General features: G+C 61.6%; 10 protein-coding genes. 4 read left to right on the top strand and 6 right to left on the bottom strand.

Annotated elements, in window-relative coordinates; all coding sequences use genetic code 11:
• The first annotated feature begins 452 nt into the window (after positions 1-452).
• Together O1W71_RS11935 and O1W71_RS11930 are read left to right on the top strand one after the other, a co-directional pair.
• The gene (locus tag O1W71_RS11935) at positions 453-638 is read left to right on the top strand and encodes a hypothetical protein (protein ID WP_269268087.1); all 186 of its coding nucleotides are present in this window, start codon (positions 453-455) and stop codon (positions 636-638) included.
• A gap of 179 nt (positions 639-817) precedes the next feature.
• A complete protein-coding gene (locus O1W71_RS11930; RefSeq protein ID WP_269268086.1) occupies positions 818-1,948 on the top strand; it encodes an acyltransferase family protein in 1,131 nt (376 codons plus the stop codon).
• Between the two features lie 1,888 nt (positions 1,949-3,836).
• Here O1W71_RS11930 and O1W71_RS11925 read toward each other — a convergent pair.
• On the bottom strand, positions 3,837-4,979 hold the full coding sequence (locus O1W71_RS11925) for a hypothetical protein (protein WP_269268085.1): 1,143 nt from the start codon (positions 4,977-4,979) through the stop codon (positions 3,837-3,839).
• A gap of 448 nt (positions 4,980-5,427) precedes the next feature.
• Here O1W71_RS11925 and O1W71_RS11920 point away from each other — a divergent pair, with 448 nt between their 5' ends.
• Both O1W71_RS11920 and O1W71_RS11915 read left to right on the top strand, forming a co-directional pair.
• Positions 5,428-6,729 carry a lipopolysaccharide biosynthesis protein gene (locus tag O1W71_RS11920; protein ID WP_269268083.1) on the top strand — a complete coding sequence of 434 codons (1,302 nt, stop codon included), beginning with the start codon at positions 5,428-5,430 and terminating at the stop codon, positions 6,727-6,729.
• 45 nt (positions 6,730-6,774) lie between these two features.
• The gene (locus tag O1W71_RS11915) at positions 6,775-7,755 is read left to right on the top strand and encodes a glycosyltransferase family 4 protein (protein WP_269268082.1); all 981 of its coding nucleotides are present in this window, start codon (positions 6,775-6,777) and stop codon (positions 7,753-7,755) included.
• Here O1W71_RS11915 and O1W71_RS11910 read toward each other — a convergent pair.
• The 5 genes from O1W71_RS11910 to O1W71_RS11890 form a co-directional block, all read right to left on the bottom strand.
• Positions 7,744-8,709: a hypothetical protein gene (locus O1W71_RS11910; protein ID WP_269268081.1), complete on the bottom strand. Its 966-nt coding sequence runs from the start codon at positions 8,707-8,709 to the stop codon at positions 7,744-7,746. The genes O1W71_RS11915 and O1W71_RS11910 overlap by 12 nt on opposite strands.
• Before the next feature lies 1 nt (position 8,710).
• Positions 8,711-9,349 carry a hypothetical protein gene (locus O1W71_RS11905; RefSeq protein WP_269268080.1) on the bottom strand — a complete coding sequence of 213 codons (639 nt, stop codon included), beginning with the start codon at positions 9,347-9,349 and terminating at the stop codon, positions 8,711-8,713.
• 350 nt (positions 9,350-9,699) lie between these two features.
• Positions 9,700-10,791 (bottom strand): hypothetical protein, encoded by a 1,092-nt coding sequence (locus O1W71_RS11900; RefSeq protein WP_269268079.1) that lies wholly within the window; start codon positions 10,789-10,791, stop codon positions 9,700-9,702.
• Positions 10,788-11,915: a glycosyltransferase gene (locus O1W71_RS11895; RefSeq protein ID WP_269268077.1), complete on the bottom strand. Its 1,128-nt coding sequence runs from the start codon at positions 11,913-11,915 to the stop codon at positions 10,788-10,790. The genes O1W71_RS11900 and O1W71_RS11895 overlap by 4 nt, the downstream gene beginning before the upstream one ends.
• A gap of 109 nt (positions 11,916-12,024) precedes the next feature.
• The gene (locus O1W71_RS11890) at positions 12,025-13,581 is read right to left on the bottom strand and encodes a sugar transferase (protein ID WP_269268073.1); all 1,557 of its coding nucleotides are present in this window, start codon (positions 13,579-13,581) and stop codon (positions 12,025-12,027) included.
• Between the last annotated feature and the right edge of the window lie 79 nt (positions 13,582-13,660).

The raw sequence follows: 13,660 nt of genomic DNA, 5'->3' as shown, positions 1-13,660 counted from the left end.
GGGATCGGCCTGACTCTACGTCGGTTGCCAAGGATTCCGGCGACGATCACTGCGACAGCGATTCCGATCGCGGATGCAGTGAGGGCTAACCCACGTACGCGGCGTCGGCAGGCTGCCATTCTCGCAGAGACGTATAGGCGAAAGATAGGAACGCGAACCGCCCGGAGACGAAAACCATCGCTCGCATCATCGATCCGATGTGCGCGTAGGCGTGCCGTTTTTTTTGGCAGGACGAGATGATCGCCGTCACCCGGTTCAAGGTCGCTGATATCCAGCCTCGCCCGACAGCTATGCTCGGAGAGACCAGTGTCGTGCGGCAGTTCACCCCGGCGAGCGGACCGTTCTCCATCATTACCATCACCGGAGGGCTCGTCACTGACCCCTCGTGCGGTCTGCCGGCGAGGGTGGTGCGGTCGCCTGGGTTCGCATACCGGATGGCTGGGGTGCGTGCGATGTCTACATGGGGCGGGTGCAACGGCGGGGCCGGGTCCGGTGTTGTCGTGTTCGCGCTCACGCGCGGCCGCATTGTCCCGAACAACCTCGTCAGCACGCAGGACATCGGAACCGAGCCCGCGGTCACGTTCACAACAGGTGCGCAGAACTACTACCAGCGCACGCTTCTGGCGTCGACGGCATAGGCGGCGGGCGAAGAGCGAGTCCTTCGAATCGGCCGACTGAAGACTAACCCAACGGACACTCTCGCGAACGGGTAGGTCCTATTGCAGGTCGAGCTCATCCGAACCGCGTGATGTAACGACTGAGGGCTCAGCGCGTCGCTCGTCTCACGAGGCGGCGCACGGAGCCCTAGTCTGAGCGTATGCGGGGGAGACTTCACGGACTTGATGGTGTTCGGGGCGCGGCGGCGCTGGTGGTGTTGGTGCATCACGTGATGCTCACATTCGCCGTCTTTGCCGTTCCGTATCGCACGGACGACGTGCTCAGCGGGCCGGCCGCGTGGGTGACCTACACGCCGCTGCACCTGTTCTGGGACGGAGCCTCTGCCGTGTTCGTCTTCTTCGTCCTCAGCGGAGTCGTCCTCACCCTTATGGTCACCCGGGAGCGGTTTTCCTGGGTCGCCTATTACCCGTCCCGACTGTTGAGACTCTACCTGCCGGTGTGGGCCGCGGTCGCCCTCGGGATCCTGTGGATCATCGTCATCCCGCGTGGGGAAGGCATGGACAGCCTCTGGCTCGATGCGCGCGGCATGGACGTCACGTTCAGGGCCGTCTTTCGCGACTTGTTCCTCCTCACCGGTCACGGCAACATCGTGAGCCCCCTTTGGTCGCTGCGCTGGGAGATCTACTTTTCACTGCTCCTCCCGGCCTACGTCATCCCGCTTGTGAAGTGGCCGCGACTGCGGATACCGGCGCTGCTCGCTTCTGTCGTCGCAATCGGCATCGGAGGCTGGTTCGAGTTCGCGCCGCTCAGGTTCCTGCCGATGTTCATGGTGGGTGTCGTCATCGCTCTCTACATTCCGCAGCTGCAGGCCCTCGGCCACAGATCGTCTCCCCGCACGATCGGCATCGCATGCGCGGGAAGTCTGCTGCTGCTCCCATCTCCGTGGTACGTCGCGAGCTATTCGTCGGAGCTCGCCGGCGCGATGGAGGCATTTTGCGTTCTCGGCGCGGCGGTGCTCATCGTGATCGCCATCGTTTCTCCTGCCGCGCAGCGAGCCTTCGGTACTGGGTTCCTGGCCTGGGTAGGAACGATCTCATTCGCCCTCTACCTCGTTCACGAACCAGTGGTGATTAGCGCGGTATTCCTCTTGGGAAGCGGAAACGAAGGATGGGCTGTGCTGATCTCGGTGCCCGCGTCGTTCGCTTTGGCCGTGTTGTTCTTCCGATTCGTGGAGAAACCCGCCCACCGGGTGTCTTCCGCCGTGGGGAAGGCCATCCAGCGGAGAGTTCCTGCTCCTTCTCCGAGGAGCGCTGAGAAGCGGACGGTTTGAGTACCTCCAGGTCGGGAAGCAACCGGTCCATGCCGCAGAGTCTGCAGGGTGTGCATGATCGACTCGGTGACGCAGGCGGCGCGTTAGGCGAGATGCTCGCCGCTCGGACGACCTGCAAATCCCGCGATGCTTTGTCGAGATCGTGTCTGCGACGACCACCGCACGGTGGACACTCGAGCCTGTAACCAAGTCGGCCCTGCGCTTGGGTACCGACAGAGCGATCGTAGCTGCGTTCGAGCGGTGGCAAGCAACGCGCGCGCAGCAGCTCGCGAACGACGACCTCCTCCGACGATTCGATGCACTCAGGGACTACGCGGTGCATAAGTCGGTGGTGTCGTTCTTGTTCAGCGCCAGGGGCGCGGGGCAAGGCGACCTCTTTCCCTCTTCGATCGGCGGGTGGCTCACGATGTCGCACGACGGATGGTGGTGGATAGTAGACGATGGCTAGCAGAACTCGTGCAGGGCGGCTGCAGCATGGTGCGAGTCCGCTGAGGGTTCACACATCGAAAGCTCTCGCTCCTCCGGGTGCGCGACCTGCACTGAGGTCGGCGGACGTGATCGGTGCGGGCTAGGCTCCGTTTCCGCGTCGGACGACTCGGAGGAACGCGACCTTGCCCGCGGGCGCCACAGATGACCGACGGTGGAAGTCATGCGCCGTAGGAATCTGCGGGCTCGACTATCTGCTGGTCTAGCCATGCGATGGGGTGGTCCGCAACGTCCGCGTCTTCGATTCGAGGCCAGAGGGTCACTGCGCGGTGATTGCTAGCAAGAGCAGGCGAAGGGTGGCGCTCCCTCTGCGAGCAGCGCCACGATGTCCTGCGCTGACCTCGGCTGCGTAGAGTTCGAGACCGCCCACGCCGCTTTGCGAAGCGTCGCCAAACGCTGTGCCCTTCTACGGGGCCGAACACAGCAAGCCAGTCGGTGACCAGGAGGAGCTCGGAACGATCGACGTGTGATGTGGCCGTGTTCGAGCTGCGTGTCGAGTGAGGCGAACGTGGTGCGCTTGCCCTTTACCCGGCGGTCGAATTAGCGTGCCCTCGGCTGGGGCGTCTTTGTGGGCTTGAGGCTCCACCACAAACCTCTCATGACGCCCTGCAAAAATACCCGCACCGGTGTTCTCCCGTGCCGTATCCCGGATATACGAGCGAGGTCTAGGATGTACAGCGGTGTCGAAACCGCCCAAGCTAGGCGCGACTTACGCGTCAGATGCAATTGAGCGAACCGCATACGATTTCGCAGGTTATACGACAAGTAGAGCGATGATTTTCCCGCGGACCCCTGCGTCGCCCCGACCGCATGATACGCAGTCGCTCGCGAACACACGCTGAGCTTGCCGCCTTGCTTTGCCCAACCGAAGGTGAGGTCAATATCTTCCCAGTATAAAAAGTAGCCGGCGTCGAACCCTCCGATCTTCAGGAACCATCGAGCATCGACGAATAGACATGCAGCGGTCAACCATTGCAGAGCGCCTGCAGTGTGAGAGGGCCTGCCGGTCCGGAAGCTCAGCGCGCCCCCGCCGAACCAGGCTTCGTCGTCGGGCGTTGTGATGAGTGGCGAGATGGCCTGGCGCGGGGAGCGTAGCGCCTCCTCTTCTAGATGCTGGAAGGATGCAAGAGAAATCGAAGCGTCTGGGTTGAGGAAGAGTACGAACTCGGCACCTCCACGGACTGCATGTTCAGCGCCGAGATTGCATGCCGCTCCAAATCCTAGATTCTCGGCCAAGCCGAGAAATGCCCAGTCATTATGAGCACAAAGACGACTCAGTCGACCGCGTTCAGCACGGGACGAGAAATTGTCGATGACCACCACAGGCCGGCCGAGCGCGTTGAGGTCTGCGGCTCGCTCTGCGATGAGGGAACTCGACGCGAAGTTCACGATCACAACTGTGCTATCCACGCTGGACACTCCCGGCTGTATGCAGGCGAACTTGCGAGGCAAGAGACGCCGAAAATAGAACCAGCGCCAGATTGGAATATGTTGTCCCGAACAGTATAAACCACCCGGACATCAGGCTGGCGTACAGCAGGAGGCCGCTTGCGTCCTGTGCTAAGGAGCTGTACGCGTTCATGGCGAGATAAACAAGCAATACTATTGCAGCGATCAATCCCGGCCATCCATACTGGGCCCAGAAGTCGCCGGCGATGGAGTGCAATCGGAACTCCCCATTGAACGTGAACTCCTGGAAGTAGCGCGCGGTCCGTGTGTCAATTCCGATGGTGGATAGCGCCTGGCTCGCTGCATTGAAGTCAGCGGCACTTGGCACTGCGCCAAGCCCGTAGCCTAGAGGGGCTACGGTCATCAAGCCGAGTGTTGCGAGAAATTCCGGGCGACCATCGAGAAACAGCCCACCCTGAGATGTCAGCTGCAGGTTCGTTCTGTAAGCTAGTCTCTCCCCGAAAACGCCCGACGTGACTACGTCTATCATGATCTGGCCGGCGACGAGAGCCAACGCTCCAACCATGAGTAGGATGATCACCCGTGCTGACGGTTTACCGCGGAGGCCTGATCGCGAGAACGCCCTGGTCAGCAAAAGGAGGGTCAGCGCGGCGAGTGTTACGCCCGCGTAGGAGCGAGAGTCGAACGCGAGATTCGCTACGGTCAGTGCCGCTAGCGCAGCACTTTGCAACGCGACGCCTGCGGGCCACAGGAGCGCAAGTGTCAAAAGCGTTATGGGAATGCCGAAGCCAAACTTCCACGCATTAGCCAGCCATGCATCCGGAGTCAATGCTGCCCCCGCAAGAAGGCCGAATGCATACAGAATTACCGTAACTCGTACAGAAAAATGCCGTAGTGCCCACAAGCTGAGCAGTAACACCCCGACTGCGTTCGCGACAGCGACCGCATAACCAGACGCGCTTGACGCTACATACTCGTTCCCCGCCGGACGCGCGAGCATCAGTAACAGGCCCGAAAGTGTGAGGGCAGCGTACCCTACGAGCGTGAATCGTGCGAGGCGGCGCGTCCACACTACCGAAAGCAGCACCGGGGCGAGCGCGATGACGAAGATGGTACTTATCCACAGGTTCGCCACTGCAGCCACCTGTGTGCCCGCGAGCAAGATCCCTGCGGCAGCCGCGAGGGCTGTGACGCGGGTGGAGCTCGAGTCAGCTCCTAAGGGTCTGCATGGGCCGAATCCTCGCCGCGCGTGGCGATTGTGGTCCTCGCGCGCGCCCAGAACGCGACTGTCGCTAGCCATGAGATCGCCTCCGTACCTCGGTCCTCAGCTCGCCCAGGACTGCTGGCCCAGACGGAACACGCGTCAAGTCTCACATAGGCACGGGAATCTTGGATGAAGCACTGCAACCGGCTGTAGGAGCCAGCGTCCGCTAAGTAGGCACAGAACGGGCGCTCCTGACGAGAGCGAGCGTACCCGGGGCCGGGTCGCACCGTTTGGGGATCGCGGCCTAGCGGTTAGAGTGGCTACGACAGGTGGATCCGGCGTCAGTAATCGAGCGGCAGCGGCCGCCCAAGGGTGAAGCATGAATGCGATCTGGGCGGTGGTGGCGCGCCTCGTTACGATGGTGACGTCGTTCGGCAGCGGTGTTGTGATTTCGCGGCTGGTCATCGGGGAGGCCGGCGTCGATAGCTTTGCCCTTTACTCTCTGGTAGCCGCATTGCCCGCCTTGGTGCCGTTCGCTGATATGGGAACCGGGGCAGTGCTCGTCAACTCGCTCGCTCGCGAGAGCGACCCGGTCGAGAATAGAACTGTCCGCGCGGAGCTACGTACCGTCTTGCGGATCATGACGATATTCGCGGGCGGCCTCATGCTCCTCAATCTGATCCTTCTCGTGACCGGCGGGTGGAGAGTGGTGCTGGGTGCGGCGCATGTAGATGGAGCGGACGTTGCCGTATTCGCTTGCATATCAATCTTCGCGCTGTCGATACCGCTCGGGATCTGGAGTCGACTGCTGCTCGGTATGCGAAGGAATCACATTGTGATCCTGATACAGGGTGCCCAGCCGGTGATCGCCCTGCTGATCATTTGGTGTATCTGCCGAGTTGAAAATCAGAATAATAGTTTACTGCTTATCGTTGCTCCATACGTCGCGCTTACCGCCGTCGCCCTCATTGGGTCTCTCGTCGCGGATCGTTCTGTTTCGGGGTTGTTGAGAGGGGCCGCCCTGGAGGTGGCCCACCCAGTTAGCCACCCCGGGGTGCGCGTGATGAACGTCGGATGGCCAATGCTGGTTCAGGCGCTCACTCCGCCCATAACGACGCAATTGGGCCGCTTTATCCTGGCGCAAACGACGACGGCCTACGCCCTCGCCCAATACGGTTTGCTGAATCAGGTTGTGACGCCACTTATAGGGCTTGTCTCCGCGGCCGGCATGACGCTGTGGCCGTACTACTCTCGGGCTAGGGAACGTGGTCATCGGTCATTGAACCCGCTGATTCTGGTCGGCGTGTTTGGCTTCGCCTCCACCATCGCGGTTGGCGTCTGGCTTTTGGTCGCAGATCCGATGTTCGCAATCATGTCCGACGAGAAAATCCGCGTGCCGGCCTCGTTGATCGCATGTTTTGGCGCGCAGGTTCTCGTCCAAGCATTGGTCTATCCCTTGGGTATGTCGATCATGAGTCCTGCGGGTATTCGGTTCCAGCTGCTGCCGGCGGTCCTAGTCGCCGTCTCGACCGTAATCGGTATCGTCTTGCTCGCGCCGACCTGGGGAATTGTGGCCGCACCGCTCGTGTCGGCCGCCGCCGTCTTGGCATTTCAGGTTCTGCCGTTCTCGGTATACGTCGCCCGTGAGCGACGAGCAAGGCCGATCGGCCCGAACGAGTGAGGGATTCGGATTGTGGTAAATCTTCATACTGGTGACGAGCCGCGAGTGGGCCTCGTGTACTCGGAATCGCTCGATCCGGGTGATTGGGAACGGCGACATGCACGAGGCGAGGTTCCGGGCCGTTGGCCTTATAGTGCCGACCTGCTCGCGGAAGCGGGACTGAACCCGATTCTAGTCTCCGCGGGCGAGGGTGTCCGCGTCGATGTGAATCTTGGGTTCGACGAGCGAGCAGCGCGCCGTATGCGGTCGTTCGGCGTGCCGAGCGTCACCGGCGTCATATGGGCCGTCGATGACCACCTCGCATCGGGCGGCGGACTCCGCGACCGTCTCCGGCGGGGGGCCATCGCTCAGGCGCTTCGGCGCATGGACCGCCTGACTACCTACAGCGAACCCGTCGCGGACCTACTTCCGAGATTGTTGAGAATCCCTGCCGAGAGCGTCGGCTTTGTGCCTCTTGGCATTGACACGACATTCTTTCCGTCGGTCGACTATGGTGCGGCGGATCCGGACCTCGTGCTGAGTGTTGGCAACGACAGGGCGCGGGACACGTCAGGCCTTTACGAGGCGTTCGCGATCGTGCGGGCCCGTCGGCCGCAGACATCCTTCCTGGTGCAGACCAGTGACAAGACTCCTGCACCCAGCTGGGTGACCAAGGTTCACCGCTTCAAAGACCATGCAGAGCTACGCAGTATGTACGCTCGGGCGGCAGTCACGGCCATCGCCTCACGCGCTAACCACTACACCTCCGGCTCGACCGTTGCACTTGAGGTGCAATCGGTTGGGCGTCCGATTGTGATCTCGCATACTCCGGGCATGGAGACCTACGTGAAGCACGAAGAGTCCGGTGTGCTCGTACCGCCCCACAACCCCCAGCAGATGGCCGAGGCGATCCTCAGCGTCTTGTCTGACTCGGCCGGCGGGGCTTCGCTCGGAAAACACGGCTCTACCCGTGTGAGCAGAGACCACTCCGCAATCGCCATGACGTCTCGCCTCGCTCTCACTCTCCGCTCTGCGCTATCCAGGTGAGCGCGGGGTTCGCGAGGGCGTTGCGACAGAGGGTTCCGTTCCGCGACGGCCACCAAGAAGAATCGCGCGAACAGTACGAAACAGGGCTCTTGCCCCGGCCCATACCGCGCCGTGATCCAGCGCGACTGGGATAGCGTAGATGAAGTTCGCTAGTCGACGCGCAACGAGTTCAGTCCGATTTGCGCGGGCAGATAGATAGAACGCCTCGCGTCTGTATGAGCCCCCAAACCGATAGAACCCGCAGAAGTGGACCACGGCGGGGTGCACCGATCGGCCATGTTTGACGAACTGGGAAAGCTGCTTCGAGAGATTCAGTCGCACGCGACCGGATAGGCCGATGGGCGTATTCATCACGGTGCCGTCGTCGGGGGAAGCGGCGACGCCGTTGCGCGCCATGGCGATAGCGAACAAGGGCTCATCCGCGCGCACGAGGTTGGTGCGAAATTGGCCGAATCCCAAATCATCGTAGTCGTCCCATAGCTCTCTAGCGCCCGCGAAAAGCCGAGCGGTCTCCGCGCAAGAAATCCAATAGATGAAGCCGCTATTAAACTTGGGGATTTTGTCTGCGATACCTAACTTGTGTCGGAGTTCTTCGATCTCGGTGCCGAACCATTCACCGGCATCAACCATGTCTCCGACCACGGTGAAATGCCGGCCAGGAAACGAATCGAACAGATAGTCGGGGTTGCGTGCGACGAGACAATCCGAATCTAGAAAAATTGTTTCTTCAAATGGAGAATAAGTGTCCAGTGAGAGCTTGTGTAGAAGGGTATTACCGAGCGTGCCGTCGAGCGGGATGGTCGCGTCAAAATCCGTAAGGTCGTGGTCGTCGAGGTCAGTGATGATCGCCAGGGGCAAGGTTGACCCTGATCGCCTCAAGCTGCGTGCGAGGTTGCGCGCTATGCGAAGGTAGTGTTCACTCCCGAAGGCGAGCGTGATGTAGCCACGTTTCATTTCATGCTCCTGCAGTCGCCGCGAGGTATGCCGCGATGTTTGTTTTTGCGTGTGCCTCGACAGATCGCTTCGACAGGTCGGGCTTCCGCGGTCGAGGTGCGGCGAGCGCGGAATCGACAGCCGACTTGGTAAAATCCTCGGTGATGTTCACCCATCCCTCGCCGATCTCGTTCTGAAGCGCTCGGGTGAACTCGTTTTGGGGCACCAGGACGGGCCTAGCAAGAGAGAGCGCGAGTAGAGCGGCCCCGGAGTTGTAGAAGCTGCGGTAGGGAAGGACCACCAGCTCGGACGCCTGGATCCAGGCCGCCAGTTCCTCGTCCGAAAGGTAGCCGAGCTCAGTTCGCAAGTTGCCGATGGGCGCAGCCAGACGCTTCAAATGCGCTGCGTACAGCGAGGTATTCGGCGCGCCGACGAGTGCATAGAGATGACTGGGGTCTGAAGCTGCGAGTTCAATAAATTCCTCGGTGCGTTTGTATGGCCGTATAGCGCCGAATAACAGTATGTCGTTGCGCTTCTCGGGCGACACGTCGATCCGGTAAGGTGCCCAGTCCTGGTAGTGCGGATGTAGCGCGACGAAAGTGCCGGGAGGAGACCCGACGTCGTTCAAGAAGATCCGGACAGTTGTTTTCTCGTCGAGCATCCTCATCAGTCTTTGAATTGCGACTGCCGCCTGCTCGTGGGGCTGTTGGTTATGAACTGTTCTCACAATCTTGATTTGCCGCCAGCGAAACGACCTGATCGCAGCTGATGCGAGCATGCTCTTGATGTGTTGCACCGGCGCAAACCGACTAGAGACGATCTGTTCAGGCCAATGAACGTGAAAAACTCTGTAGTTTCCTAGGAGGAGTCTGCGCCAAGAAAACTCGTCCACCTCAACATGAGGTCGCAGTGCGCGTGTCAATAGTGCGAGGTACGGATTTGTACCTCGCCCACTTCGCTGCCTAAATGACATAAGCACCCGTATCGGGCGTTCGTTGCGATCCGATATCATTATTCGACCAAGCCAGCAGAGCGAAGCATTGCTTGGGCTTTGAATCGCCAAGTCAATTCTCGGGGGATTCTGAAGGGCTCGCGGGGGATTCGTTCGAGTCCCGAGTATCCCTCAAGGTAGTCGACGTGCTCTACTCGGTCGAGCACTGTCACTCCCGGCAGGGCTCGTTCCCGTTGTCCAGCAATCGGGGTGGAGAGGACGGGTAGGCCCGCCGCGCGATATTCATACGCTTTGATGACATCCCCACCAACCTCACCTTCGCCCACTTGATGCGGTATCCAGCCAAGGTCGAACTCCTCCAGAATGGCCGGCACGTCACGATAGTGTGCGTCGCCACGGTGCTCGAAGTTTGGGGCTTGCATGAGGGCGGAATCGAGTGGGCCATCAAGGAGCGGTCCGACGAATACGAAACGAAAATGGGGAAGTGTGCGGACTGCCTCTAGCACGAGGGGGAGATCAACACGACGACCGATTTTCCCCACGTAGCCAACTGTGAGTGGTCCGGCCGCGCGAGATCTCGCCGAAAACCGCTCAGGGTCGCAGCCGTTCAGGAGCAGGTGCGCGTCGCTCCTGCCAAATCGGTGGGCGAGTGCCAACGTCCCCTCAGCGTTCGCGAAGACGTGGTCGGCGCGCTCAAACAGGCGGCTATATCCCACTTCAAGTTCACTGCGGACGCCATGAAACGCATGGTGGATAGTCCAGTCGTCCAGTAGGTCAACCACCAGCGCGGACGTTGTGCGTATCGCTGACCATTGCTTCGATAGTGGAAGTAGCGGATTCCATGCGAATGTTGGGGCCTTCGGGTCACTTGGCGGCACGTAGGCGTTCGCCGATGTCACCCACCACCGTTGGCGGTCAAAGCTCACGGGAAGACGCCAGGTGGGTGAGTCGCGGAATCGAAGGTTCGATGGTAAAGCTGCGCCCGACGTAGCTGGGTCGCGATGGATTATGCGAGGCTCGGGCCGCGAGTAGATATTGAGGGTGCGCGGTTCAAGCAGATGTGCGGACCATTCGATCACGTGCCCATCGCGAGTCCGCATCCCCTCTTTGACCATCTTGCTGCGACCATGCATGGGATAGAAGTTGGTCACTTTGCTCCGCTTCTCGCGTCTCGTGCTGGCGCCTCGTTCGCGCCGTGAGCGATGGCCTCAAGAAGCGTACGTTCATATGAATCACAGACGCCCTCCCACGAGTAATGGCTAAGAGCGCGTTGTCGCGCCGCCGCACTAAGACGGTCTTGTTCCGCTGGGCGATCGAGCAAATCGGTAATAGCTTGTGATATGTCGCGTGGCTGGGGCTTGACATAATGTCCGGCGTGGCGTAGCACCTCCCTATTAAATTCGGTATCTCTCGCGACTGTCGGTGCGCCACACGCCATGGCCTGAACAAGCGCGGGATTAGTGCCTCCTACCGAGTGTCCGTGGAAGTAAGCCCCCGCGTGGTACCAAAGCGCATGGAGGAGTGAATCATCCTTTAGGTGGCCGAGCCATTTTACATTCGGATGCTGTGCAGCCGTGGCTGCGGCCGCATCCAGAGCGCCGCCGTAGCCACTCGAGCCGACAAGAACGACGGGATGGGAATCAGCGATGCTCTTGGCGGCTTCGATGAACGCCGGCACCGTGTTTTCCGGGACAAAGCGAGCGACCAGAAGTGCATATTTCCGACGATCCAGGCCGAGGGGGACTGCCGGGTCGCTCGTCATCGTGTCGCCGCCATAGGGAATGAAGTTGCCATCGCGCCCGAATTGAGAACGCCACCGCGCCCCGATTACCTGGGAGTCGTACACGAGCACGTCGCCGTGGCGCGCAGTTGCGCGCGCGCCGTTTAGGAAAACCGTCTTCGCCAGCCGCCCCCATTTGTCCCTTTCCCACTCAATGCCGTCCACGTTCACCACGGTAGGCACCCGCGCCTGTTTGAGTAGAGGTAGCCAGTACCCATTGGCAACATTCATTACGAGAGCCACGCTAGGACGAACGCTGCGAGCGTGCATTGCTGACGAGAGGCCATAAGATAGCGTGCTCAGCGACTGGCGCTCGATCCCCCACGATTCGATCTGAGTGACTCGTCGATCTGCGACCTCAGGTTCGGTTGCTCCTCTTCTCCCGTATACCGTTACGGCCCAGCCCCTGTCCGCCAGGTAGGGCGCCAGACGGCGCACGGCCGTCTCGAACCCGCCGTAGAAGCTTGGGTACCCTCGCGTGCCGATGATGGCCACTGATCGTTCACCGCTCAAGCGACTCGGTCTCACAAGCCTTCCAATCCTTGCTTCTTCGGGTGGTCTGTTCTCACGGACTGAGGTTCTCCTGCGGGGCGCGCCGGCTACATCAGGACGCGGTATGTCCCGGATGCGTCGTGGCGCGCACCGTCTTCACCAGGATGACCGCATCTCCAACCAGCGACCAGTTCTCAACGTACGACAGGTCCAAGCGAACCGATTCCTCCCACGACAGGCTGGAGCGTCCGCTCACCTGCCAGAGGCCGGTGATGCCGGGCTTGACGAGGAAGCGGCGGTGCACGTGGTCGGCGTACTTCGCGACCTCTGAGGGCAGCGGCGGACGAGGGCCGACGAGCGACATCGATCCGCCGATGACGTTGAAGAGCTGGGGCAGCTCGTCGAGGCTGAACTTGCGCATCACACGGCCGACGGGCGTCACGCGAGGGTCGTTCTTCATCTTGAAGAGCACCTCATTGCCCGAGTCGCGTTGCTGTTTGGCAAGCGCCTCGAGGAGGTCTTCGGCGTTGACGACCATGGTGCGGAACTTCAGCATCGTGAACTCGCGCCCACGCAGGCCCACGCGCGTCTGCCGGAAGAAGACCGGCCCCTGGCTCGAGAGCCGAACGCTGAGCGCCAGGAACAGCAGAACGGGGCTGAGCAACACGACGCCGACCGAGCTGGCGACGATGTCGACGGTGCGTTTGAGGAAGAGCTGCCCGCGGCTGAACTTCGGCGTCTCGACATGGGTGAGGGGGATGCCTGCGACAGGCCGGGTTTGCACGCGCGGCCCGGCGATATCGACGATGCTCGGCGCGAGCACGAGGTGCTGGCGGCCGGCCTCGAGCCCCCACGAGATCTGCTTCACCTTATCGGGCGGCAGCTCGTCGGTGCTCGTCACGGCGACGGTGTCGGCGTCGGTCGCGGCCATGGCTTGGGCCACGGCATCCACGCTTCCCATGATCGGGATGTTCGTTCCCCGTACGGTCCCGGCAACGCGACCCGACGGGACGCATGCGCCGACGACGCGGTAGCCCGAGCCGGGCATCCGTCGCAGCTCGCGCGCGAGGTGGGTGACGGATGCCTCCGACCCGACCAGCAGAACGCGCGCGGAGTACTCGCCGACCGAGCGTTTTGCGACGAGCCATTGGCGACACAACCAGCGCGACAGCAGCAGCATCCCGACGCCGACGGGCAGGCTGATGAGCAGGAATCCGCGAGCGACGTCGACGCGCGCGAGGAAGGCGAGGATCGCGATGACGCCGAAGAGCGACAGGCTCGACCGCGCGATGCGGGCGTACTCCTCGGACCCGGCACCGATGATGCGGTGGTCGCGGGTGTCGGCGAGGCTGAGTGTCCACATCCACAGGGCGATGAGGGCCGCGGAGAAGAGCCAGTAGGAGAAGTCCGTGATGCGCGAATCTTCGCGGATCGAAACCTGGGCGTTGCCAATCCCGAACCAGGCGATCTGGGTTCCGTAGACGACCCAGACCAGCACCAGCAGATCGGTCACCCTCAGCAGTGAGGCATAGCGGCGGCGCCAGTCGCGGGGTCCGCGGTGTGCCGTTGCGGACGGTGGCTCGGGCGCGGCCGCCGTGGGCGAAGGCGCGGAAGCCTCGCGCGTTCGGCTGACGCCCGGCGCTGTGGCAGCGGAGAAGTCGTACGGCATGACATCCTCCTCGCGCTGCGTGATGTGGTGCTGAGGGGGAGATCGTATGCCTGAGATGTGTCGGGCATGTGAACCAGGA

The organism is Microbacterium sp. H37-C3 (assembly GCF_027157935.1).
GTDB lineage: Bacteria > Actinomycetota > Actinomycetes > Actinomycetales > Microbacteriaceae > Microbacterium > Microbacterium plantarum.
The sequence above is the reverse complement of the archived record's forward strand: the minus strand, read 5'-3'. Positions and strand labels throughout refer to the sequence as shown.

Coding starts and splice junctions, on each gene's coding strand:
- O1W71_RS11935 (WP_269268087.1), top strand. CDS start 453: ATGTCTACATGGGGCGGGTGCAACGGCGGGGCCGGGTCCGGTGTTGTC.
- O1W71_RS11930 (WP_269268086.1), top strand. CDS start 818: ATGCGGGGGAGACTTCACGGACTTGATGGTGTTCGGGGCGCGGCGGCG.
- O1W71_RS11920 (WP_269268083.1), top strand. CDS start 5,428: ATGAATGCGATCTGGGCGGTGGTGGCGCGCCTCGTTACGATGGTGACG.
- O1W71_RS11910 (WP_269268081.1), bottom strand. CDS start 8,709: ATGAAACGTGGCTACATCACGCTCGCCTTCGGGAGTGAACACTACCTT.
- O1W71_RS11905 (WP_269268080.1), bottom strand. CDS start 9,349: ATGCTCGACGAGAAAACAACTGTCCGGATCTTCTTGAACGACGTCGGG.
- O1W71_RS11890 (WP_269268073.1), bottom strand. CDS start 13,581: ATGCCGTACGACTTCTCCGCTGCCACAGCGCCGGGCGTCAGCCGAACG.